Origin of the sequence: Bradyrhizobium sp. STM 3561, assembly GCF_045571455.1 — a bacterium.
Lineage (GTDB): Bacteria > Pseudomonadota > Alphaproteobacteria > Rhizobiales > Xanthobacteraceae > Bradyrhizobium > Bradyrhizobium vignae.
This window is the reverse complement of sequence record NZ_CP120695.1, coordinates 3245751-3269645: the sequence shown is the minus strand read 5'-3', so window position 1 is coordinate 3269645 and position 23895 is coordinate 3245751. Positions and strand designations below refer to the sequence as shown.

The window sequence follows — 23895 nt, the reverse complement described above, 5'->3', positions numbered from 1 at the left end:
TTCCGCTGAACGCAACAACCCCCCTGAAGGTTAGTGGTTCCGGCCCTCAAATTGGAATGGCTGTCGTGTCGGCACCATTGGCCCGCGGAAACGCGGCCCCCAGCGTCTGCCTATCGAACCCCACAGTCTTGATCACCGCATAAACCGGCGTACCCTGTGCAAGAGCAAGCGTTTCGACCGACCGCTGCGTCAGGCGGGCGAGGATCGCCTGCCCACCACAATCAAGACGCAGATCCCGGATGGGCCCGCGCTGTGGACCGAGCTCCGCAACCACCCCTCGCAATACGTTCAGCGCGCTCAGTCCTTCAGGGCGGCGCGTGCTGATCATTACGTCGCGAGCGCGGATATGAACCCGGATCTTGGTGCCGGGAGTGCGTTCGTTGAGTCGCGGAACCCAGAGCCGGCCGCCGCCGAGGCCCAATTGGGTGAGGTCAAATTGCGCGTCATGCTCGAGGATCTCTGCTTCGAGGACAGCTCCCGCCTCCACAAGGTTGGTGAACGAGACGAGATCCAGGCGCGCCATGATATCCGAGGTCGGTCCGCTCGCTAAGACGAGACCATCCGCCATCACCACCATGGTACTCGCCAGACGCGCAACTTCCGGCACCGAATGGCTGACATAGATAATGGGGACTTTGGTCTCGTCGTAGAGTCGCTCCAGGTAGGGAAGAATCTCGGCCTTGCGCGCTTCATCGAGTGAAGCGAGCGGCTCGTCCATCAGCAGGAGCCGCGGTGTGGCCAGCAACGCCCGCCCTATCGCCACCCGCTGTTTCTCGCCGCCGGAAAGCGAGCCAGGACGACGATCGAGTAAATGGCCGATCCCGAGCAGCTCCACGATTGGCGTAAGCTTGTCCACCCGTTTGGCTGCGGGCGTGAACCACCAGCCATATAGGAGGTTCTGGCGCACGGTAAGGTGTGGGAACAGCCGCCCCTCTTGGAAAACATAGCCGATCCGGCGGCGATGCTTTGGCACAAACGCCTTGTTCTTGGTGTCGACGATGACGTCGCCGTCCAACGAGATGAAGGCGCGGTCAGGTCGGATGAGGCCACCAATGATGTTTACCAGCGATGTCTTGCCGGATCCGGACTGACCAAAGAGTGCCGTAACCCGCCCCTCACTCGTGAATTGGGCCTTGAGCTCGAACGAGCCGAGACGGTGCTGAACGTCGACTTGGATCATCCCTCCACTCCGATGCGCCGCCCGACGAAGTAGCCGATTGCATCTGAGATGAGCAAAGCGGACATCGATACCACAATCGCAATCACTGTGAGGCGGAATGCGGCAATGTCGCCACCCGGGACCTGTGTGAACGTGTAGATGGCCGAAGGTAGCGTCTGGGTTTCGCCCGGGATATTTGAAACGAAGGTGATCGTCGCGCCGAATTCTCCCATGGCGCGTGCGAATGAAAGAATTGTGCCAGCGATGATACCTGGCAAAATGAGCGGCAAGGTCACAGTCACGAAGACCCAGACGGGATTGGCGCCGAGCGTTCCGGCCGCGTCCTCAAGCCCGCGATCAATCGCGTCGATGGACAGCTGCAACGCGCGTACCAGCAGTGGGAACCCCATGACCGCGCAAGCAAGCGCTGCGCCGGTCCACCGGAAAGCAAACACTATTCCGAGGTGGTCCGCGAGGAAGGCACCGAGCGGTCCTCGTCGCCCAAACAAGAGAAGCAGGATGTAGCCTGTGACCACGGGAGGAAGGACAAGGGGCAGAAACACAATTCCGTTCAAGATCGACTTGCCCCAGAAGTTTCCCCGAGACAGCAGCATTGCTACGACAAGTCCTGGCGGCAGGCTCGTCACCGTCGCCCAAATAGAAACCCGTATGCTTAGTTCGACGGCGGCTTGCTCCTCGGGCGTTAGCGTGAACATGGCTGGCCTCAGTTGGGAGACGTGAATCCTTGCTTCTCAAATACAATGCGCGCCTCCGGCGTCTTGAGCATATCGACGAAGGCCCCGGCGGCCGGTTTCTTTGAACTCGCTGTAACCGCAATTGGATAGGCGATGCGCGGGTGCGTGTTCTCCGGGAAGGTTCCCAAGCGCGATACGTTTGGGTCCGATGCTGCATCGGATTCATAGACGATGCCGAGCGGGGCTTCGCCCCGAGAGACCATCAGCAGCGCGGCGCGGACGTTTTCGGCTTGGGCGATGCGGCCCTTGACCGACTCCCAGACGCCGAGCGCCTGTAGCGCCGCCCGGCCGTATCTTCCGGCTGGGACCGCGTCCGTGTTGGCCATTGCGAGGCGTCCCTGTCCGAGAAGCGACAATAAGGGAAACCCGGGCGCGATATTGACATGGAGATCGGCGCCCTTTGACGAGATAAGCACGAGGCGGTTGCCGACGAGATCCGAACGCGTTTCCGGCTTGAGCAGCTTGCGTTCGGCGAGGTAGTTCATCCAATCCTCGTCTGCGGAGATGAAGACATCGGCTGGCGCGCCCAGCTCGATCTGCTTGGCGAGCGACGAGCTCGCAGCGTAGGAGATTGCGGCTTGTTTGCCCGTACGCTCGTGCCATTGAGCGTTGATCTCATCGAGGGCGGTTTTCAGGCTGGCCGCGGCGAAGACGAGCACATCCGCATGCTGGGCCTGAGCCGGTCGCGCACTGCTCGTATAGATAAGGGCGAGCAGGGTCGCGCAAAGCAAAAGTGAAAAGGCGCTTTGGATCCTCTTGCCCGAACGTTTGGACGCCGGCGAGACGGCTTGCTGCCGTGCATGTTCAGGCATTCTGACATGGGTGTTAGGCACGGACCCTCCAGCCGGAGTGTTCTCGTGTTGCGACAGCGTTCCTGAGTAACTTTTGCCTAAGCCAAACGTTGCAGACGCAAGAGGTTCCCGAATTGATTCGGGGAAACAACAAATGGGCCAGGCTTCGATGAGCTCAGGTGCCCATCCCGAGCTACCGGCGAACACCGCCTATCGAGTGATCGGCGCGGACGGTGTCGAGCGGAACATGTCAGATTTGTCAGACTGGATCGTGGCCATACGATCCGGCGCCGTCGAACCGCGGTCGTTATTCCTGGACCGTGAAAAGCAGTGCTGGCGGCCAGTGTCGGACTTGGACATTTTTGACGAAGCGAAGCAGGTCAACGAAGTGAGTGAAGCTCGATTCCGAAGCACCGGTCCGAAAGCGGAGAGTGGTCCTTCAATTCAGGGGGCAGGCTTTGGACCAGGAAACGCGGCAAAGCCAGCGAAGGGCTCTTCGCTGGGCTGGGCAATCGCGGCGACGCTGTTGCTTATCGCTTTCATGGCTTGGGCCGCAGGATCAGCCCTGGTGGCCGCCATTCAAACCTCTATTCGCCAAACACCGGACCCGGTCCGCATTGGTGGGGCGGCCGTACTCTTCGTCATTCTGGCCGAAGAGTTCCATTGGTTCTCCCTGACGATGTTCGGGGTAGCAGGTACCAGCTTCGTTCGGCGCTTTGCGCTGCAGGCTCTATCGCTGCTGACCACCTGCGTCCTGCTCTATGCGGCGTTCGCTTTATTTTCAACTGAAGGTCTTGAACCCAGCCTTCAGTTTTTTGCGAGACACGCTGCTTTTGCTGGCGTTGCCTATGCGGTGTCACTCCTGCTCTGGTCGGCCCTTCTGCCACTTGCACCGGACGCGACAGCCGCCAAAAAGGCGCTTGCCAGCATGGTCGCGTCAATAATGGTGGCTGGCACCTTCTACATGGCCGTCACCCCGTCCGTTCGCCAAGAAACGCAGGCGGACAAAACGCTTCAGCCGCAAGACCGCAGATGAGTTCCTGCTGCCTCCCTAGGTCAATAGCCCCAACGCCAACCGGGATGACGCCATCGCCATCCGGGATAACGCTGCCACCCGGGATGAACGTAAGAACGAGCGTAGGCGTGCCGCCAACGCCAGCCAGGGTAGCGCCATCGCCAACCGGGATCGTACTGCGCCTGGGTGAGCAAGCCCTCTGGCTGCGCAAGCTGAGCTGGGCTGAACGCGGTCGCGGTACCGCCGAAGCAGAGCCAGAGAAAGAAGACGCCTGAGGCGAGGATGATGGGTGCTCGACGCATAAGAGACCTCCTCGATGGAAACGGAACCTTTCAAAAATCACTAGGGATAACGCTTGGGAGGTTCTTCAGGCTCCTATCGCGATTTTTTTGCCAATTCCCCCAAGCAGGCCTACATTATGCGGAAGTGGATGATCCTCCATGTTGAACGCAATCCGTGCCGGGGGCGTTCTTTTGATCATGGTCGCCGCGGTCGCGTGGTACGCATATGACCAGGCCGGGGCTACCCGTGCTCGCGACGATGCGGATGTCGCAAGTGCCTATCGTGGCGGCGGTGGAGGTGGCGGCGGAGGAGGCGGTGGCGGCCGCGGCAGGCGTCGCCTTAGTGGGCCGGTCGACGTCGTCACGGCTCCAGTGGTCCGTCAGGATGTGCCGGTAAATGTTGACGGCATTGGCACCGTTGAAGCTTTCAATACTGTTACCGTGAGAGCGAGGGTCGACGGTCTCCTCCAGAAAGTTGAATTCACCGAAGGTCAGGAGGTAAAGGCCGGCGATTTGCTGGCCCAGATCGACCCCCGTCCCTACGAGGCCAAGCTTAGCCAAGTCCAAGGCATAAAGGCGAAGGACGAGGCTCAACTGGCCAACGCGAAGCTCGATCTCGATCGCGCCGTGAAGTTAGGCCAGTTTGCGACGCAGCAGACTGTAGACACCCAGCGGACGCTGGTCCGACAGCTGGAAGCGGCCCTGCAGACGGATCAGGCGAACATCGACGCCGCCGCGTTGGAGCTCGAATACACCAGCATCCGGGCGCCGATTTCCGGGCGCACAGGAGTGCGGCTCGTTGATGCGGGGAATTTCGTTCGCGCGCGGGAGTCGAGTGGAATCGTCATTATCACGCAATTGGAGCCGATCTCTGTTGCCTTTTCTCTCCCCCAACAGCATCTCGAGACAGTGAATCGTGCGCTCGCCAAAGGGAAAATCGCGGTGGCGGCGCTTGACGCAGACGGGAAGAAATTGTGGGAAGAGGGGGTCCTTGCGGTTCTCGATAATCGCATCGATCCTCAGACCGGCACGATCAGGCTCAAGGCCACATTTGCCAATACCCAGCGCAAACTTTGGCCGGGGCAGTTCGTCAACGTTCGTGTAAGGCTCGATACTGTCAAGGAGGGCACCGTCGTGCCGACAGCGGCCGTCCAGCGTAATTCAAGCGGCACGTTTGTTTATGTGGTCGATCCCGAAAACCGGGTCGAGATGCGGCCGATCCGAGTAGGCCAGATCGATGGCAATGCGGCACTTGTCGAATCCGGCCTCGATCCCGGCCAGAAGGTCGTTATCACCAGCCAGGAACAGCTGCGGCCAGGCGCGAGTGTGCTTCCGACTGAGGCGACGGCTGACGCCCAAGGCGGCACCTCTGTCCCACAGGTCACGTCGCCAACGCGTCCGTCAGAAGTAGCGCCGAATGGGCAGCATCGGCGGCCGCCATGAGCGTGTCCGCGCCCTTCATCGCCCGTCCGGTCGCGACCTCACTGATAAGTGTCGCGATCCTTGTTGCCGGGGCGCTTGGATTTCGATTGCTTCCGATCTCCTCGTTGCCCGAGATCGACTTTCCTACGGTCCAAGTCTCGACACAGCTTCCCGGGGCGGGCCCGGACACAACTGCATCGCTGGTCACGACGCCGCTCGAGCAGCAGTTGGGACAGATCGCAGGTCTGTCGCTGATGACGTCGACAAGTTCGTTTGGGATCAGCGTGATCACTATGCAATTCGTCCTTGACCGGGACATTGACTCGATCGGGCAGGATGTACAGGCGGCGATCAACGCCGCAGCAGCTTCGCTGCCAACCGGCCTTCCATACCCGCCGGTGTACAAAAAGGTGAATCCGGCGGACCAGCCGATCCTCATTCTGGCCCTTACGTCCGACACGCAACCGATCACGAAGGTCCAGGATCTTGCCGATACGGTGCTGGCGCAGAAGCTGAGCGAGGTGACCGGTGTCGGGGCGGTGATGATCCAGGGCGGGCAGAAACCTGCGGTACGGATCCAAGTCAACCCGGCCCAGCTCGCGGGATATGGTCTAAGCCTAGAACAGGTCCGCACAGTCTTGGGCCGCACGAATGTCGATCAGCCCAAGGGCAGCTTCGACGGCCCCCACCAATCATTCATGATAGGGGCTAATGACCAAGTCCTGGCACCTGAGGCCTATACAAACGTGATCCTTGCGTACCGAAACGGAGCTCCTGTGCGCGTCGGCGACGTTGGTAGCGCGGTTTACGGGGCCGAGAACGCGAAAGTCGGTGCTTGGTTCAAGGGTCGACCAGCCGTCATCCTTGACATTCAGCGCCAGCCTGGAAGCAACACCATCCAAACGGTTGACCGGATTCACGAACTTCTACCGCGGCTGCAAGCGGCCCTGCCGCAAGAGGTTCGGTTGACGATCCTGAGCGATCGCACGGAGACCATCCGGGCCAGCATTGCTGATGTCGGATTCACGCTGATGCTCACGGTCGGGTTGGTCGTGCTCGCGATTTTCTTGTTTCTGCGCCGCTTCTGGGCGACGGTCATCCCGAGCGTCGCCATCCCGCTTTCGATCATCGGCACGTTCGGCGTCATGTACTTGGCGGGGTTCAACCTCGACAACCTCTCCCTCATGGCGCTCACCGTCGCGACCGGTTTCCTGGTTGATGACGCGATCGTCATGATTGAGAACATCGTGCGCCATATCGAGGCTGGAGAGGCGCCGCTGGAAGCCGCCTATGAGGGCGCACGTCAGATTGGGTTCACCATCATGTCCCTGACGGTCTCGATCATTGCGGTGTTCATCCCGCTCCTCTTTATGCAGGGAATCGTCGGCCGGCTGTTTCGGGAATTTTCGCTGACGCTGTCGGTGACCATCGTTGTGTCGGCCGTCGTGTCGCTGACGCTGACCCCAATGATGTGCGGTCACCTCCTGCGTCGAGAGCAGGAGCAGCGCAGCAACGCATTTTTGCGCGCCTCGGAGCGGGCATTCGCGACGAGTCTGGTCCTCTACGAACGGAGCCTCGCGTGGGTGATGCGGCAAAAAGCGACCACTCTCGCGGTCGCATTGGCGACCTTGGTCGCAACCGTCGTGCTGTACGTGCTGGTCCCTAAGGGCTTTTTGCCTGTCCAGGACACAGGCGTCATCGTTGCCACGACCGATGCGGAGCCCGGAATTTCATTTCAGAAGATGGTGCGGCTGCAAGCGAGGGCTGCTGAGATCGCCCGTCGCGATCGAGACGTCGGCGGCGTCGATTCATTCGTGGGCGTCGGACTTGTTAACTCGACGTCGAACAGCGGGCGTATGACCATCGTGCTCAAGCGCCGCGACCAGCGGACCGACACGGCCGCTGAAATCGCAGCGCGGCTCCGTACCGCCATGGTCGAGGTGCAAGGCCTTTCGGTCTACCTCCAGCCCGCACCCGAAATTCAGATTGGCACGCGCACCAGTCGGACGCAGTACCAATACATCATGGTCGACGCGAACCCCGTGGAATTGACCGAGTGGGCAGGGCGGCTGCTTGAAAAACTTCGCTCGACTCCCTTGCTTCACAACGTCGCGAGCGACCAGCAGACGGGCGGCCTCGCCGCCGACGTAGTCATTGATCGCGACAAGGCTGGACGCCTTGGAGTGCTTCCGCAGACGATAGACGATACGCTTTACGATGCCTTTGGCCAGCGTCAGGTCTCGACGATCTATACGCAGCAGAACCAGTATCATGTCGTATTAGAGGTGGCGCCGGACTTCCAGCTCGACCCGGCCGACCTGGGACGCCTTTACGTGCCATCGAGCCAGGGCGCGCAAGTTCCACTCGAAAGCTTCGCCACGGTGAGTCTTGGTAACGCCCCACTTGCGATTACACATCAGGGCCTTTTTTCATCCGTCACGCTCTCCTTCGATCCGGCGCCGGGTGTCTCACTCGGACGGGCAGTGCAGACTTTGCGTGAAGCCGAGGCGGTGATTGGCATGCCCAATTCCGTCATCGGCTCGTTCACCGGTGAGGCCGCCGAGTTCCGGGCGTCGCTCGTAAGCGAGGTTTGGCTCATCCTCGCTTCTGTATTCGCCGTCTACATTGTCCTCGGCGTGCTCTACGAAAGCACCATCCACCCGATTACGATCCTGTCGACCTTACCTTCCGCGGGAATCGGCGCCTTGATTGCGCTCATGATCACGGGAAACGACCTGTCGCTGATCGCGGTGATCGCTATCATCCTCCTCATCGGGATCGTTAAGAAAAACGCGATCATCATGATCGATTTCGCTTTGGATGCGGAGCGAACGCGTGGGCTGCGCCCGGAGCAGGCGATCTTCGAGGCCTCGCTCAAGCGCTTCCGTCCGATCATGATGACGACGATGGCGGCCCTTCTTGGATCCATTCCTCTCGCGATCGGAACCGGTCCAGGATCAGAGCTGCGCCGCCCACTCGGCATTGCGATCATCGGTGGTTTGTTGCTCAGCCAATTCCTGACCCTCTACACGACTCCGGTCATCTACGTTGCGCTCGATCAAGTCCGGGCGCTGCTTCGCCATCGCTTGCGAATGAGTCTGGGGGCTGCGGAATGAGGTAGCACGAGCCAAACCGATCGGAGTTGATGGTGGGCTATCTGGAAACGTGCCTGCGGCGACCTGTCGGCGTCAGCCTGCTGATGCTGGCACTGCTGCTGAGCGGTGCACTGGCGTCTCGATTTCTGCCTGTGGCATCACTGCCGCAGGTGGACTATCCGACCATCATGGTAACGGCGGAGCTTCCGGGGGCCGAGCCGCAAACGATAGCCACCGCCGTCGCCGCGCCGCTGGAGCGGCGGATCGGACAGATCGCAGGTATTACTGAGCTCACCAGCACGAGTCTTCTCGGCATCACCACTGTCGTCGCCCAGTTCGAGCTTAGTCGCCCGATCAACGCGGCGGCTCGAGACGTGCAAGCCGCCATCAACTCGGCAGCACCCGATCTTCCCGCGGGCATGTCGCACCCACCAACCTGGCGCAAGAATAATCCATCGGCAGCGCCGGTCCTGATCTTGGCACTGACATCCAGCTCGGTTCCGTCTGGCGTGGTCTACGAGGCGGCAGAAACGATTCTGGCGCAACAGCTCTCGCAGGTAGAGGGCGTCGGTCAAGTCACGGTTAACGGCTCCGAGAAGCCTGCGGTGCGCGTGCAGGTCAACCCGGCTGCGATTGCCTCGATGGGACTCGGTCTTGAGGATGTACGGGCCGCCTTGAATGCCATCAACGCAACGGGACCCAAGGGACGTATCGACGCAACGGACGGCTCTTACGTCATTCGCGTCAACGACCAAATGCGCTGGGCCGACGAATACAGGTCCGTGATCGTCGCCACCCGCCACGGCACGCCGATCCGACTCGATGCCGTCGCTTCAGTCGTCGACAGTGTCGAGAACGTCCGCACCTCGGGGTGGTTCAACAATCAGCCCGCCGTGCTGGTCTTCGTCTTCAAGGAGGCCAACGCCAACGTGATCGAGACCGTGGATCGCATCCGCGCTCTTCTTCCCACGCTGCACGCATGGCTCCCGCCGGCTGTTGATCTCTCGGTGATGAACGATCGAACGGAGACAATCCGCGCCAGCGTGCATGAAATAGAGCTCTGCCTCCTGATCAGCCTCGGGCTTATCGCGGCTACGGTATTCCTATTCTTGCGGCGGCTCTGGGCTACCCTGGCCGCAGCAATTACCATCCCGCTGTCGATCGCCGGCACCTTCAGCGTGATGCACCTGCTCGGTTACAGCATCGACAATCTGTCCCTGATGGCGCTCACGGTTGCGACGGGCTTCATTGTCGACGATGCCATCGTGGTCATTGAGGCGATAAGCCGCCGGATGGGAGGCCGCGAGTCGCCGCTGCAGGCGGCACGCCAAGCTGCGCGCCAGATCAGTTTCACGGTAATTTCGATCAGTGTGTCCCTGATCGCCGCCTTGATCCCGCTCTTGTTTATGGGGGGGATGATCGGGCGGCTGCTCCGCGAATTTGCCGTCACGTTGGCGCTGGCCATTGCGGTTTCCGCTGTGGTTTCCCTGACATTGATTCCGGTCATGGGCGCTTACCTCGGTCAGGCGCGCAATAGAGCGGGGAAACCTCCGCTTGAGCTCGTTTTTGAGAAGCTGCTCGCCGCATACGAAACAGCCCTCGGGGTCGTCCTACGACATCGCGACGCCACTCTCGTCGTCATGGGAGCAACTATCCTCGCCACCGTTGTTCTTTGGATCGAGGTGCCAAAGGGATTTTTCCCCCAACAAGACACGGGCGCCATTGTCGCTATCGCTGAAGCACCGATGACCGTTTCGTTTCAGGCCATGACGCGGAGGGTACAGGCCCTAATGAGTGTCCTTCTCAATGATCCGGCTGTCGCGAGGGTGGGGAGCTACACCGGTCAATCAGGCACCACTTCGAACCAGGCTCGTATCTTTATCGCCTTGAAGCCACTTGCCGAGCGCGGCCTCGACACGGACCTGGTGATCGCACGCCTGCGCCGAGCGACGCGCGAGGTGCAGGGAGTTGCACTCTATATGGTGCCCGTGCAGGAGTTGCGCGTCGGCGGCCGGATCTCAAAGGCACAATATCAGTACACCATCACGGGACCGGATATGGCTGAATTGGAGACATGGGCGGGGCGCCTTGTGGAGCGTCTGAAAGATTTCCCTGATCTTCGCGACGTAACGACCGATCTCGAGGTAGGCGCGTTGCAGACGATGCTCGTCATCGACCGCGACTCGGCTGCACGGCTCCAGGTGGCCCCGAACGACATCGACCAGACTCTCTATGATGCCTTCGGCCAGCGTCTTGTATCCTCAATCTATGCTCCCCATTATACCTATCACGTCGTCCTTGAGGCCACACCGGAGCTGCAGGAAGACCCGTCTTCGTTAGCGAAGCTGTATGTCGCAGGGCCTGGCGGTAAGCAGGTCCCGCTGGGGAATGTCGTGCGAATCGAGCACGGCGTCCAAATGAGCGCCGTCGCCCATCAAGGGCAAGCTCCGGCCGTGACGCTCACGTTCTCGATGCGGCCCGGCCTACCGATCCAGCGAGGTACAGAGATCGTCAAACGCGTGATGCGCGAAGTCGCCCCGCCAAGCCATATCCACGGCAGCTTTCAAGGCAATGCACGAGCGTTCACAGACTCGCTCGCCACGCAGCCCGTGCTGATCGCCTTGGCGCTTTTCGCCGTGTATGTGATGCTCGGTATTCTCTACGAGAGCACCATCCATCCCGTGACGATCCTGTCGACGCTCCCGTCAGCCGGGAGCGGCGCCATCCTGGCGCTCTGGGCGGTTGGGCGTCCGCTCGATCTGATCGGCGTGATCGGAATCATTCTGCTCATTGGCATCGTCAAGAAGAACGCGATCATGTTGATCGATTATGCGCTCGTGGCTGAGCGCGAACACGCCCGTTCGCCGGAGCAGGCGATTTTCGAGGCGTGTAGTCTGAGATTTCGTCCCATCCTGATGACGACCATCGCGGCCATTCTTGGGGCGGTGCCGCTGGCGGTCGGGCTGGGAGTCGGCTCCGGACTTCGGCAGCCGCTCGGCATCTCAATTATTGGTGGGCTACTGGTGAGCCAGGTGCTGACGTTGTTCACGACGCCCGTTGTGTACTTGGCACTCGACCGCCTGCGGCCCCATATCGAAAGGCGTAGCTTTGAACACCGGACGTCCCGCCCCCACACCGAGGCGGGTGCAGCGGAAGACATCCCGGCCGAGTGATGAGTAACGAGACGTACATGAGAGCGATCCCGATCAAGCGTGATCCAGCCGGTCGTCGATCGACATCGCGGGATCGGCAGAGGGGTGGTCCGGCGTGACCGAGATACAGCGCGACAACCCTGTCAGAACCGCCGTGTTGAAGGTCTTGTACCTTCTCGCGGTGACAGTTGTTGCGTTCGCTGTGCCGGCGCTCTCGCTGACCGCGCCGGCGCGCTGGTTTGTCATTCCCGGCCTTGCGGGAATCCAGGCCATCATTCTCCTGGCCTGCCGAGTTGGCCTGCGAGATGTCACACGCATGGCCTGGCGGCTTAAGTGGCTGTTCGTCTTCCTGATTGGCATGTATGCCCTGCTGCCGCCCGAGAGCCCTTCTGCAAACGAGGTGCTGACGGAATGGCCCGTTCCGTGGATTGGCTGGCCACTTACGATCAACATGAGCGGGCTTGAGAAGGCGGTGCTCATGTGTCTGCAGATCGTGACTATCCTGTTGGCATCGGCCGTCGTGCGCCTGACAGGGAGCGGCCGTGACCTGATTGATGGCCTGCATGCATTCGGATTACCGCCCCTGTTCGTAGTGGCGCTCGACCGGACTCTCGCTCTGCTCGAAGGCACGCACGGCACCGGGCGCGGGCGGGGCGGCGCACGCGGCCGCACATCCAGGCCCGGAGTTTTTGCATTTTTGCGGCAGGTCTTGCGAGGCGATATTGGCGCGTTTGCCGACATCATCCGACAGAACATTGCGCTTGCGGAAACCCATGACGTTTCCGATGTCCATCCGCGGGTTGAGCGTCAATTTGCTCATGATGTCGCCGTCATTGCGGGACTCGCCCTGTGCATGGCGTCACTCAAGATGCTCAAGATCCTGCCGGGTCTACCGTTCGCGTCGGGGCACAAGACGTTTCTCTTGTTTCCGCTGTATGTTCTTGCCGCGCGCCTGACGCAGTCCCGGTGGGGTGCGACTGCGGCGGGTTCGATTATGGGCGTTATCGGTTTCCTTCAGGGCGACGGGCGGTTCGGCGTTCTGGAAATATTCAAGCACGTCGCACCTGGGCTCGTCATTGACATCGGCGAGCCGATGGTGCGGCGATGGCCACCGTGGGCGCTCGGCTATTGCGTGCTTGGCTTCTTCGCGGCCATCGCCCGCACCGCGACCGAATTTGTCGTCGTACTGCTGCTCGGTGCGCGGGCAGAGATTTACCTCTTTCCCGCCGTCAAGCTGGTGCCGAATCTGATCGCGGGCGTGCTCAGCGGTTTTGTTTCGGTGATCGTCCTGCGTGTTGTTGCCGACCCGACCTCGAAAGCTTCCAGCGAACCTGCCGAACGGCCACAGGGCAACGAAATGGGGCAACGATCGCCCAGCGAGCAGACGGGCGAGGGGGACGCTGCGTCGGCCGGGAGGGAAACAGCGCCTCGCCACGGACGTGGCATTGGGCGCAGGCGGAAACCTGAGCGTGGTGATAGGGACGGTCCGAAGACCTGAGGAATGGTTTCGACTAATTGGTGTCACGCGACTGCGACCCCCGCCTGGCCAATGCGGCCTTGCACCCTTCTGACAACTCAGGTCTTGGTCCCGCAGACAGCGGCCAGCTCGCTCTTCGCCACGGCAGAACTTCTCGATCTCAGCCTCACAAGCGCTCCGAACCGGACCCTCGCCGCGAATTGCATCGCTCGACCCTTTGCTATGCTGAGGTTGACAGGCTGCGCTCCCGACGCAGCTGATCAAAATCAGCATGCTCAAAATCGTTCGAATCACGGCTTACTCTCGCGGGGGTGGCCTGGCGGATCGAGCCAAGCGTTCGCGCGCTCAGTGCTCACCGTCTCTGTCCGGTCGTTTGATGCCGCGCTTCGAAAGCGCTAGCGGGCAGCACAGGCACTTCGCGAAAACTATCCGGTAACTGGCCGGTGAGGCTTCCCAGAAATGCTACTATGTCCGCAACATCTTGCAGAGCAAGATCCTTTCCCAGCTGCACCTTGGCCATAATACCCACGGCTTCTGGCAGGGTGTTGATCGCTCCGTCGTGGAAATAAGGCGGAGTCATTGCAACATTGCGCAGGCTGGGCACTTTGAACACGTACATGTCAGCGTCATCATGGGTGACGTCGAAGCGGCCCTTGTCGATCTCGGTGCTTCCGGTTTCCTTCCAATAATCTTCCACAACCCCAAATTTCTGGAACATGCTGCCCCCGACGCCCGGGCCGTTGTGACAGGCTGCGCAGCCAGTCTCCAGGAACGTTCTCAACCCGCGCTGTTCGGCGCTTGAGAGAGCCTGAGCGTCGCCAGAAAGATACTGATCGAAGCGAGAGGGAGTAGCCAGCGTGCGCTCGTAGCTGCCGATTGCCTTGCCCCAATTCTCCGGCGTCACGGGATCCTGCTCGCCCGGGAATGCCTTGGCGAACATCTCCGAATAGCCGGGAATCGCCTTTATGTTTCTCATCGCGGAGTCATAGTCGGGATTGCCGAAACTTGTCGGACCAATCAACGCTTGTGTTGCCTGGTCCTCGACGCTTTTCCGATCGCCGCGCCAATGTGCGTTAAACTGCAGGGCAGCGTTAAGTACGGTTGGCGCATTGCGCGGGTTGATCGCGTCGCGCGCGCCGTGAGGTCTCTTCAGCCCATCGGTCCCATAAAGATACGGCTCGTGACAGCGAACGCAGCTCGCCGTGCCATCTACCGAAACACGGGAGTCGAAGAAGAGCATACGACCCAGTTCGACGCGCTCGGGCGCGGCCGGGAACTCCGGCGTCGCCATGTCCCTAGGCAACGGCTTAAATGCCTGCTGTGCGTCGGCCAGCAATCGGGAATCTTCTGTCGCGCCGTTCACGGCCAAACTTAATGCGAAAAGGCTCGCTACCGAGCCAGCCGCGATCCACGCCGCCGCGCTCCATATAGAACGGAATGTCGAACTTGCGTCCATTCGTCCGTCCCCCTGATGCCTGGGCAGCAAAGCCCGGTACCGTAATTGGTTCCACCACCTCGGCGTCCATAGCAGCTCGCACAATTGCCGATAGCCTGCACTGATGGAACCCAGAGCCGATGGAGAACGGGCATGGCGGGCGACGGCCGAAGCGTTCGAGGAAGTCCCATGACAGTTCTCTTCCTCCACGGCACAGTTCTCTTCCTCCACGGCGCGCCGGCGCAGATCTGATGGATGGTAGCAGGAATGTCGGAGAAATGCGCGCACGCGAAATAGCGTGGTCTGGACACCCACCCCGTTGCGATATCCACGATTGTTTTCGTCTGAATGAAGGCGCCGGATACGGACATGCCGCCGTTGCGCAACCAGATCCGCTTCGCAGTACCCCGGCCGAGGTGATTCCCACTCATTGAATGTACGCACCGGGACTTGCCGCCGTACGGCACTGGAGGCCGCCGTCGGCGTCCTCCGGCTGCTGCGATCTTTGCGTCGCTCAGCAGGCGATCGTTCGTCGCCGCGCTCACCTTCCGACCGCTCTGCGGCAGAAAGCTTCAATCGGCCGTGGCGTGCAAGAGCCGAAAGCAAGAACGGGATCATCGCGACGAGCCGCTTACGGCAGAGCCGATCAGAGGCGTCCATAGCACAATCAGTGCCATGCGAATGGAAGCTCCGTACGTCCGGCCCCGCCGCCGCGGCACAGCCGATCCCGATGCCCCGTCCACTGACAGTGCTCGGATCGCGTGCTTGCGACGCCATCCCGCAAGGGCGCACAGCTCGTCCAGAATCCGTGCCTTGTCGAGCCGCCCGCTCGCCCGATAACGCTCGCCAGCGCTGATGTGATCTCGCGCTTCGCGCGCATGCTGATCTTCCCTGCGATAGCCGCCGCCGAACTGATTCGGCAGCTCCGCCCAGACACGACAGGGAAGTTGTCCCGTAGTATTTTTAGTGAGGCAATGCGGCGGCAGTTCCGGATGGCGGTTTGACGGAAGTCCATCGGGCAATCGTTCGTCAGCCAAATAGCTATCGTCACGGGGACACGCCGATCCCGTCCGAGTCAATGTCGCCACAAAAAGCAGAGAACCGCGCCCCTCCGACGACAGGCTGTTTCGGCAGCCGAATGCTTTCCGCTCGTCGTGAGTGAAGCAGCTCTTGTGGTCGAGGCTCTCGAGCGCGCGCAGAACAATTTCCCTGGCCCGTTTGCGGCCTCGATTTTGACAACGACAGCGCCTTCATGAACGACATGGTCGTGTCGTTTCCGCTCTCACGTGTCGAAGTCACCCGTTCCAGGGCCTACAAGAAGAACGATCAAGCGTCCGTTGAACCAGAAGAACGGTGCTATCGTTCGCCGCGTGGTGGGCTACGGCGCTTTGAAGGCATTGATGGCGCTCGCTCATTAGCTCGTCTGTTTGACGCGGCACGGCTGCACGTCAATTTCTTCCAGCCCTCGTTTAAGCTGAACGAAAAGCACCGCGAAGGTGCCAAGGTGATTAAGCGCTATCTTCCTCCCGCTACGCCGTACGAAACAGCATTGGTCGACCCGGATCTCAATGGCGTTCAAACGTAGGCTGCGTTAGATTTACCGGATGCTTGATCCGGTGGCATTGCTGGCATAGATGCGGGACGCTCAAAATGAGCTGGGCAAGCGCGTTGATCAGCGGGCTGGAAAGCCAGCGATGACTGTCGCGCCGGTGCAAAGCGACTTGGCGGCCTTTGCCCGGAGCTCGGCGAGCGTTGGAAATAGAGTGAGGAGCGGGGCATTCATCGGCGTCGCTATGTGCGGCGCAAGCCTGTGCCACGTCGGCCATCGATGCTCGACCCCTACATTCCCATCATCGAGGAATGGCTCACCGCGCCTCCGCACTTGTCCGCGGTCGATCTTCTCTCCCGTGCAAGCGCATGCGCCCGGTCGGTTCAGCGGCCATCAGCGGCGTACGGTGCAGCAATTGGTGAAGAATTGGCGATCAAAGGCCAGCTGCACAGAAACCACACTATCGGTCCAAGCTTCGTGCTCGGTATCTAATCCCAACAGGTTGCTTCGCCGAATCACCGCAAGCCGCTCGCTACGGCGCTCTGGAGGGCGTTCGCGAGCGGCTTGCTCGGACTCCCGGCGTCCAATTCAGGAACGCTTCGGTAACACTGTCATCTGAGGCAGTATGAGGGTAGTTTCCATGGCGCGCGACAGACTTCCAATCATGTCAACGACCTACCGTTGTCGCAACCGGCGTATAAGAGCTCCCAGCACATTTGGGAACAGTCGTCGGTGCAGACGCGCCCAGCGGACCGGGCGGCAGAACCGACCAAAATCTCGAATCGCGATTGCCCATAAGGGACTGGAGCAGGGCAGGGACGACTGCCGCCTTTGGACCCATTGCTGGCATCCTCAATGATCAAGTCTGCTCTCGGGCTTAGCGAGACCGTCTCGCCTGGACCGGGCAACCTCTGCCTCGGGAGGCCCGCAGATAAGGGGGTCGGCGTGGAGATCGGCGCGATCATGTGCGAGCCTTGAGTGTCGGGAACTTAGGGGTGAATTCGGAGTTTCCCATCAGTTTTCCAGAGGAGGGTGCCATGCGAAGAACGATTTTGGTACTGACGATCATTTTTTGTGCGCCAACGACAGTAATGGCGTTTACGGCCGGACGGGCGCCAGTTGGAGACTCTAAATTGGGAGCTGCTGGCGTTGCCATCATGCCAGGTCAAATCGCTCCCGGCGGCACCGCAGGAAGTGGCGACCAAGGCTTCTCGGAGCCAAATGTGATCCTCGCCAAGGGCGACAAGTCTGGGAGCGGGCCCGGTGCTGGCGGCCACAAGGGCGCCCACAAGGGTGAGCGCAAGGGCGGCCAGCATGGTAACGATAAGGGTAAGGGTAAGGGTAAGTGAGCGTATTCGCGCGGCCACAAAGCATCGCACAGCCCGCAAAGCATGAAGTGGCACAGTGAAACGCTAGCGGCGGCTCCGAGGCTCGCACCTTCTGCGGTGCCTGACGCCTCGCGTCGCGGGACTTGCTTGTACCGGTCATCTGCGTTTCCTGGCGAGGTAGGCGTGCGCAGCCTCGCGGTTAAGCTCCCGACCCACCTACCCGAATTCATCGACGCGTTGCAAAGGCGCGAAATCGATCCGCTTTGAAGCTATTGGCGGCGGCAACGTGCACAGCGGCACCATCGAGGCGACAGCAGGATCGGGGTTTGACGGTGATCTTCGGCGCATCGTCGCGCGCGCACCAAAGCCGTGTCACGAAGAGGACTTCGGGCTAACGCCTCAATCAGCGGCATAGTCATTGGCTGGCGAAGATTGTGACACGATCATTCCCAGCAGTGACAACAGCCATACGATTGCGTCCCACGCAGGGCGATAGCGCAGCAGCAGGGGAAAATGAGGCTGTGCTGCGCATTGAACAGCCAGCGATAGGACCGTCGGCTGCTATCGAGGCGTCCGAGCATCTCGCAAGTGCGTGGGTCGATGTGAAACCAGGTCTGCCCAGGATCGTCCCTAACGTTCTGCGCGGCCAGCGCCATGGTGCTCGTCAAGAGTATTGACCACTTGTGCCCATGGCTGTCGATCAGCCGCAAGTGTTGCCCTCTGCGAATAATTGCCGACCACGGTGCGTTGGCTTCTACAACCGTGTCCACGATAATCTTTGCGGTCTTTATGGGATTGAAAGTGATATTCACGTCCCCCTTAACGTGAGTCTCCGTCGCCGGATGCAGCAGCTTCTTCATGATCTATGGAAGAAGACCGGCATGGTCATGGTCACGCACAGCATCGAAGAGGCGCTTTACGTCGGCCACCGCGTCACTTCTCGGGGGTCGACCCGCAGGTATCGTTAATCGACGCGCACCCGCGCGATCCGGCCCTAAAGGACCATTATTCGGACGCACATCTGCAACTGCAGCGGCGCATCGAGAGCGTCATCTACTGAGCGTATACGGCGGATCATGGAGGAACATCTTCAAGCGGCGGCCCGAAGGCAGCAACGCACAATCTATGCTGGAGGATTTACCATTCAGCTTTATTCTTATTCTAATTCTAAAATAGAGCTATTCTAGCTCGGCAGCCGCACATCGATTGCCAAATTCTCCCAAAAGTCTTTTTAGACGGTGTTAGGTGCGCCCATATGACGCGGATTTTTGCTTCCGCAGATTGGGGGCCTGTATGTCGATGAAACGCTGCACGGGGTTGGCTTCAGCAAAATTCCAATACCGTCGTTACGCCCGGCGATCCGTGCTGCTTGCGGCGACTGCGCTATCGATCATGAGCTGCCGTGGCGCCTTGGCAGCGGGCGGCGATGCGAACGACGCTTTGCTGAAGAAGCTGGACAAGATGGAGCAGCGCATCCAGCAGCTCGAGGCCGAGTTGAAGCAGAAGCAGGATCGCACGGTGCTCAATGCAGGCGAGACGCCGGCCGCAAAATCTACCTCGGTCAGAAAAGCTAACGCTGCCGCGTCATCCGCCGAGAAGAATGCGCAAGCCATGCCTGACCCACAGTCGTCCGAGAAGCCCGGCACTTCGAAATCGAAGGACTTTGCTACTCTGCCGCCTTTGCCGCCCTCGCCGGACAAGCCCATTCTGGGTCTGGCAGATTCTCCGGTGCCGGGTCTCAGTGTCGGAGCATACGGCGAGATCAAATTTGGCGCCGTGCAAAACCCGGCTGCCGGCGGCCAGTGGCAGAAGGGTTTTGACGCGCACCGATTCGTCCTCCTGCCCACCTATGCGATCACGCCGAACATCATCTTCAACGCGGAAATCGAATTCGAGCACGCGGGTGCAGGGTTTGACAACGATGACAAGCTGCACGGTACTGCCGAGATCGAGCAAATCTGGGTCGACTTCAAAATCATCGACCAATTCAACTGGCGTTCGCCAGGCGTTGACCTCGTGCCGATCGGCTACATCAATCAACATCACGAACCCACGCAGTTCTACAGCGTTAACCGGCCCGAGCTCTACAACGGCATCATTCCGTCGACCTGGAAGGTCCCATCCACCAGCGTCTACGGGACTATCACCGAGGACCTCAAATATCAGGTGATGGTCAGCACCAGCAATGAGGATTTTGGCGACTCCTTCGACAATCGGACGGAAGCCAAGACGGTGCCTCTCCCCGGCACGCCAGACGCCGCAGGCATCGACGGCGTGAATGGTCTTGGATTCTCCCGGCCGCCGCTGGGCGACTTCCAGCAATTGAACAACGCTACGGCCGTCTCTGGCCGGCTTGATTTCACGCCGACATTTTGGCCTGGCTTCGCCGGCAGTGTCAGCGCCTACTACTCGCCGAACACAACGCCGCGCGGCGCGCATGACGATTTCGGCAACTTCCTAGGGAGGTCGAGCCTAACGATGTTCGACGCAGAATTCCGCTACAGGGTGCCCAACACGGGTCTCGAGCTTCGCGGTGAATATGTCCGCGCCCAGTTCGGGCGGCCGGAAAATCTGCGCGCCAACAAGGACTCGGATCCGACCAACAATGTCGGCAAGTCGATGTACGGTTACTCCGGCGAGATTGCCTATCATGTCCCGCTGGGGACTGTCCTCAACAGCGAGTGGGAGGCAGTGCCGTTCTACCGCTACACGTATCAGAACCTCCAGACCAGCGGCTTCGCCGGGACCGATGACAATCTGCCGACCGGTCAGGGGCAGCGGCAGTATCACACAGCCGGTTTTGCCGTGTTTCCGTCCCCGAAGGTCGTGCTGAAGGCAACGTATCAGCGGGTGATCGACAAGAGCGTTACCGGCGCACTTTCCGATTCGTTCCTTGGTGGTGTCGGATTCTTCTTCTAATGATTGATGTTCAGGTTACGCCTTGTGCGAACAGCGACAGACAGGAGACCCGCGAGTCATGACATGGGTTCGCTATTCCCTGCCGGCCGCGGCGATCGTGTCGAGCGCTTCTCCCGCCTATGCCGTTCGGTACCTCTCGATTGAGGAGGCTCAGAAGGAAGCATTCCCGTCGGCAACGCACTTCTCCGAGGTCCAGACAGGACGCGTCTGGAAGGCCGAGGCGGGGGGCAAGGCTGTCGGCTTCTTCGTGTTCGATCGGGTCGTCGGAAAACATCTCTTCATTGATTATGCGGTGGCTCTGACACCGAGTGGTGCTGTCCACAAGGTGGAAATCCTCGAATATCGCGAATCCTATGGCGGTGAAATCAGGAGCCCGAGCTGGCTGGCGCAATTTGTCGGCAAGACCAGCGCCAGTGCACTGAAGATCAATGGCGATATCAGGAATATCGCGGGCGCAACGCTCTCATCGACCCATGTCACGGAAGGCGTGAAGAGGATTTTGGGGGCCTATGGCAGTCGCGTCAGATAACATCCGCCGGGCCAGACCGCTTCTCGGCACTTTTGTTGAGATCGAGGTCGCGGCCACCTCTCGAACCGAGATGGATGCTGCCATCAGCGCCGCATTCGATGCCGTCGCCATGGTGCATCGGCTGATGAGCTTTCATGAGCCGGAGAGTGACGTCAGCCGCCTCAACCGGGAAGCCAGCATCCGGCCTACGAGAGTGCATACCTGGACTTTTGAGGTGCTTGAAACGGCACTTGAGATGAATCGCCGGTCTCGCGGCGCTTTTGACGTCACCGTTGCACCGGTGGTGATGGGATTGCTGCCTTCGGTGCGAAGCGGTCCGTCGATCTCGCGAAAGGCACGATTCGTCGATGCGATCGAGCTGCTTCCGGAGCAAGCGGTCCGCTTTCGGTCTGCCGACGTGAGCATCGATCTTGGTGGAATTGCGAAGGGCTTTGCCGTTGACCGCGCGACGGACGCGCTGCGCTGCTTTGATATAGCGAGCGGCTTGGTGAATGCCGGGGGCGACCTCCGGGCATTCGGACCGGACCCGCGCACGGTCCACATCCGGAATCCTCGCAATCCAAGCCGATCAATCTGCCGTATCGATGTCGCCGATGAAGCGCTGGCGTCGACCGCGCGGCGGGTCGATTTGTTCGGGGAAACCGAGACCCGCGGGCCGGCGGTCATCGACCCCTCGACCGATCGGCTGGTCGATTCGATCGATGGCGTCACGGTTCGTGCACCCTCTTGTATGGTGGCGGACGCCTTGACAAAGATTGTGATGCTCGCGGGCACTGATGCCGGCGAGCTGTTGGAGCATTACAGGGCAAGCGCTTTACTGATCTCCGCCCTCGGCGACGTTCAGATCACCTCCGAGTGGCATCACGCGGTGCATCTTGCAGCTTAGACCACCGTTTCGCTATTCAATTTACGCTGTTGTCGCGATCCTGTTCGCAACTGGTGCTGGCTGGCTCGTGGCCGACTGGCAGAAGGATGTCGCCGGTGCCGAAATCTGGCAGCAGTTCGCAGCCACCATGCTGATGGTGCACGGCGGTGTCGCGATGCTGGCGCTGCTACTTCTGGGAGCGCTGATTCCCGTACACGTTTTGCGGGCATGGCGGACCCGCAAGAACCGTGTTTCAGGATTGGTGATGGCGGCATTTAACGCCGTGCTCATCGTGACCGCGTTCGGGCTCTATTATCTCGGATCGGACGCAGTTCGGCCTTGGACGAGCTGGATCCACCTTGGCGCCGGATTTTCCCTGTCGCTGATGCTTCCAGTTCACGTCTGGCTGGGTCGGCACGAGCCACGGTGAAAAAATCTTCGTCGAGCAGTGCGTTGCGCCAGCGATGGCCGATTACCCGGTCAGTGCAGCGTCCGCGAAGACGCTCTCTGGTTGCAATCAGCTCACGTCAGACGAATCGAGCCGACATGGAATTGAAGAATGGCGATATCCACTAATGTGCTCCGGGTATGTCCTGGGATAGCCACGAACCGTGCACCCGGAGATGGAGCTCCATGGCCAGGCCACGATGGCTGCGTGATTTACCCGCAACAATATAGCCAGAACCGGAAGTCGGAGCAGGTAGCCGCCACTCTTAAGACCAGTTTTTCCCCAACGGTGATGCAGGCAAAGTCGTATCGGCGCACGTTGGTCTCGCACTGCAAGAGGAGCCATATGACGTATTAGTGCTGGCGTCGACTGCAGCCAAGGCGCAAGACGCCGAGTCCGGACAAGCGCAAACTCGCCCCCCTGCAGGCGCAAATGGAACGCGGCCGTTCTTGTTCGATGGGCGAATGAAAGGTGATGGCGATCGGCAAAGAGCGCCCACCAACGATCATCGTGGTGCTGTCGTCCTGCCCCCGAAAGCGAGCCAGCCGGCCCCCAAACAGTGAGTCGGCGACCCATCCAAAAGCTGTCGTCATGGGCTCGCGTCCTGCGTCACGAGTTCCGACAGGGGTCATGCGGTTCGCGGGACGGCGCGCTCACGCGAGGGTGGCCGCTCCGAGAGGTCCCTGCCGACTTTTGATCGCAACTCCATAAGGTCGATGAAGAGATCGGCTTGTCGCCGAAGTTCGTCGGCCATCATCGGCGGCTGACTGGAAATGGTCGAGACCACGGTCACCCGCACGGCGCGGCGCTGCACCGCCTCGACCAGAGAGCGGAAGTTGCCGTCCCCGGAAAACAGCACCATTTCGTCGATTTGCTCGGCAAGGCTCATTGCGTCGACCGCGAGCTCGATATCCATGTTGCCCTTCGCCTTGCGACGTCCGGAGGAGTCGACAAACTCCTTCGTGGCCTTGGTCACGACCGTGTATCCGTTGTAGTCCAGCCAGTCGACCAGAGGCCGGAGCGAGGAGGATCCTCAATTATTGCGGTGTAGTTCATCGCCGTCGTTCCGTTTGCGGTCGTTATCTGGGCGGTGCGGCAGGCGGCTCCGACCAACCTGGTGCGCACAGGCGCGTTCAGCGGGCTTGTCGCAGGTGGTGTGAGTGCGATCGGCTATGCGCTTCACTGCACCGACGACTCGCTGCCCTTCGTCGCGCTCTGGTATGGCGGCACGATCGTGCTGTGCACGCTCGCGGGCGCAATCCTGGGGCCGCGGCTCCTGCGCTGGTAACTAACGGATCGGTGCCTCTCACGTCGGCGTGAGCTTGTAACCGCCGGACGATTGGCTCCGAACTCCTCATTAGAAGCGCAACGCATGCGTTTCAGCAAAGATGATGGAGCCGGGACTATGTTGACGAAAAGCCTTCTCGCAATCACGCTTCTGGCGGCGTTCTCCGCCAGCGCCCAGGCGGGTTCGACGATTTCCGACAGAAGCTATTGGCCAGACGAGGCCAAGCAAACCGCGCAAGCCAGAACCACCGTCCCGCAGCGCAGTCCATATTCGGCGTTCGCCTATGATCGCGGAACGTTGGTGTATCAGTCCGCAACCCCTCCGATGGCCGGTGAATCCTCCTGGCGCTATCAGGGTGGACCCAAATCCCGCTAGTTTCCGCGACCG

The 23895-nt window shown here is 60.4% G+C and carries 17 protein-coding genes and 2 pseudogenes; 13 read left to right on the top strand and 6 right to left on the bottom strand.

Annotated elements, in window-relative coordinates; genetic code table 11:
* Positions 1-46: 46 nt before the first annotated feature.
* The 3 genes from modC to modA are packed head-to-tail and all read right to left on the bottom strand — an operon-like array spanning position 47 to position 2747.
* Positions 47-1180, bottom strand: a complete 1134-nt coding sequence (gene modC, locus P6U28_RS15315; RefSeq protein ID WP_407122621.1) for a molybdenum ABC transporter ATP-binding protein — start codon at positions 1178-1180, stop codon at positions 47-49.
* A complete protein-coding gene (gene modB, locus P6U28_RS15310; RefSeq protein WP_407122620.1) occupies positions 1177-1875 on the bottom strand; it encodes a molybdate ABC transporter permease subunit in 699 nt (232 codons plus the stop codon). The genes modC and modB overlap by 4 nt, the downstream gene beginning before the upstream one ends.
* Before the next feature lie 8 nt (positions 1876-1883).
* Positions 1884-2747 carry a molybdate ABC transporter substrate-binding protein gene (modA, locus tag P6U28_RS15305; protein WP_407122619.1) on the bottom strand — a complete coding sequence of 288 codons (864 nt, stop codon included), beginning with the start codon at positions 2745-2747 and terminating at the stop codon, positions 1884-1886.
* Positions 2748-2859: 112 nt separating this feature from the next.
* Between modA and P6U28_RS15300 the strand changes: the two genes are divergently transcribed.
* The 5 genes from P6U28_RS15300 to P6U28_RS15280 all read left to right on the top strand — a co-directional run bounded on the left by P6U28_RS15300 (position 2860) and on the right by P6U28_RS15280 (position 13168).
* Positions 2860-3741, top strand: a complete 882-nt coding sequence (locus tag P6U28_RS15300; RefSeq protein WP_407122617.1) for a hypothetical protein — start codon at positions 2860-2862, stop codon at positions 3739-3741.
* Positions 3742-4160: 419 nt separating this feature from the next.
* Positions 4161-5444, top strand: coding sequence for an efflux RND transporter periplasmic adaptor subunit (locus P6U28_RS15295; RefSeq protein WP_407122616.1), 1284 nt, complete (start codon positions 4161-4163; stop codon positions 5442-5444).
* Positions 5441-8539 (top strand): efflux RND transporter permease subunit, encoded by a 3099-nt coding sequence (locus P6U28_RS15290; RefSeq protein ID WP_407122614.1) that lies wholly within the window; start codon positions 5441-5443, stop codon positions 8537-8539. The genes P6U28_RS15295 and P6U28_RS15290 overlap by 4 nt, the downstream gene beginning before the upstream one ends.
* Positions 8540-8568: 29 nt before the next feature.
* Positions 8569-11691 carry an efflux RND transporter permease subunit gene (locus P6U28_RS15285; protein WP_407122613.1) on the top strand — a complete coding sequence of 1041 codons (3123 nt, stop codon included), beginning with the start codon at positions 8569-8571 and terminating at the stop codon, positions 11689-11691.
* Positions 11692-11785: 94 nt separating this feature from the next.
* Positions 11786-13168, top strand: coding sequence for a hypothetical protein (locus P6U28_RS15280; protein ID WP_407122612.1), 1383 nt, complete (start codon positions 11786-11788; stop codon positions 13166-13168).
* Between the two features lie 331 nt (positions 13169-13499).
* Here P6U28_RS15280 and P6U28_RS15275 read toward each other — a convergent pair whose 3' ends face one another.
* Positions 13500-14603, bottom strand: a complete 1104-nt coding sequence (locus P6U28_RS15275; protein ID WP_407122611.1) for a cytochrome-c peroxidase — start codon at positions 14601-14603, stop codon at positions 13500-13502.
* A gap of 1231 nt (positions 14604-15834) precedes the next feature.
* Here P6U28_RS15275 and P6U28_RS15270 point away from each other — a divergent pair.
* Together P6U28_RS15270 and P6U28_RS15265 are read left to right on the top strand one after the other, a co-directional pair.
* A complete protein-coding gene (locus P6U28_RS15270) occupies positions 15835-16167 on the top strand; it encodes a hypothetical protein (RefSeq protein WP_407122609.1) in 333 nt (110 codons plus the stop codon).
* 1121 nt (positions 16168-17288) lie between these two features.
* Positions 17289-17480, top strand: a complete 192-nt coding sequence (locus P6U28_RS15265) for a hypothetical protein (RefSeq protein ID WP_407122607.1) — start codon at positions 17289-17291, stop codon at positions 17478-17480.
* Between the two features lie 422 nt (positions 17481-17902).
* Here P6U28_RS15265 and P6U28_RS15260 read toward each other — a convergent pair whose 3' ends face one another.
* Complete coding sequence (locus tag P6U28_RS15260) at positions 17903-18319, bottom strand: hypothetical protein (RefSeq protein ID WP_407122606.1); 417 nt, start codon at positions 18317-18319, stop codon at positions 17903-17905.
* Between the two features lie 433 nt (positions 18320-18752).
* On the opposite strand from P6U28_RS15260, the gene P6U28_RS15255 reads away from it, so the two are divergent.
* The 4 genes from P6U28_RS15255 (at position 18753) to P6U28_RS15240 (ending at position 22202) form a co-directional block, all read left to right on the top strand.
* Entirely contained in the window at positions 18753-20378 is a 1626-nt protein-coding gene (locus tag P6U28_RS15255) for a hypothetical protein (protein ID WP_407122604.1), read from the top strand.
* A gap of 58 nt (positions 20379-20436) precedes the next feature.
* Positions 20437-20907 (top strand): FMN-binding protein, encoded by a 471-nt coding sequence (locus P6U28_RS15250; RefSeq protein ID WP_407122602.1) that lies wholly within the window; start codon positions 20437-20439, stop codon positions 20905-20907.
* A complete protein-coding gene (locus P6U28_RS15245; protein WP_407122601.1) occupies positions 20888-21793 on the top strand; it encodes an FAD:protein FMN transferase in 906 nt (301 codons plus the stop codon). The genes P6U28_RS15250 and P6U28_RS15245 overlap by 20 nt, the downstream gene beginning before the upstream one ends.
* A gap of 67 nt (positions 21794-21860) precedes the next feature.
* Positions 21861-22202, top strand: a complete 342-nt coding sequence (locus P6U28_RS15240) for a hypothetical protein (protein ID WP_407122599.1) — start codon at positions 21861-21863, stop codon at positions 22200-22202.
* Positions 22203-22848: 646 nt separating this feature from the next.
* Here P6U28_RS15240 and P6U28_RS15235 read toward each other — a convergent pair.
* Positions 22849-23279, bottom strand: a pseudogene (locus P6U28_RS15235) (NYN domain-containing protein); the annotation flags it as partial.
* Between P6U28_RS15235 and P6U28_RS15230 the strand changes: the two are divergent.
* Positions 23275-23508, top strand: a pseudogene (locus P6U28_RS15230) (DUF1109 domain-containing protein); the annotation flags it as partial. The pseudogenes P6U28_RS15235 and P6U28_RS15230 overlap by 5 nt on opposite strands.
* Positions 23509-23592: 84 nt before the next feature.
* Positions 23593-23883 (top strand): hypothetical protein, encoded by a 291-nt coding sequence (locus tag P6U28_RS15225; protein WP_407122598.1) that lies wholly within the window; start codon positions 23593-23595, stop codon positions 23881-23883.
* The last annotated feature ends 12 nt before the right edge of the window (positions 23884-23895 follow it).